We start from the raw sequence: 388 nt of genomic DNA on the forward strand, positions 1-388 counted from the left end.
CTGGAACGCTCGGCTGGCGGAAATCATGTCAGCCATTTCCTCGACCACGTTGACGTTCGGGTAATAGACGTAGCCGTCCTTGTTCGCCGCCGGGTGGTTAGGCTCGTAGCGCGCCTCGAGGTTGCTCTGGTCTTCGACGATGCCTTTGACCTGCACACCCTGGCCTGCCTCGCCCTGGTCTTCGAACAGCGACTGGCTGCCGCCGGCCTGGGCGTTCTGGAAGGTGGTGGCGAACACCGGGTGACGCGCGCGGTAGGTCTGGTCGATGCTCGATGACACGGTTTCGGCGTTGGCGATGTTCGAGGCAACGGTGTTGAGGCGGGTGTTCTGCGCGCTCATGCCGCTGCCGGCAATGTTGAAAACACTGGAAAGGGACATGGTCATTCTC

1 protein-coding gene is annotated in these 388 nt (G+C 61.9%); it reads right to left on the minus strand.

Features of this window, described 5'->3' with window-relative positions; translation table 11 throughout:
* A partial coding sequence (flgC, locus tag D7V77_RS42990; protein ID WP_120581795.1) for a flagellar basal body rod protein FlgC occupies window positions 1-378 on the minus strand: 378 nt, incomplete at its 3' end.
* Between the last annotated feature and the right edge of the window lie 10 nt (window positions 379-388).

The sequence above is a fragment of the Corallococcus sp. CA041A genome (assembly GCF_003612075.1).
Taxonomy (GTDB): domain Bacteria; phylum Myxococcota; class Myxococcia; order Myxococcales; family Myxococcaceae; genus Corallococcus; species Corallococcus exiguus.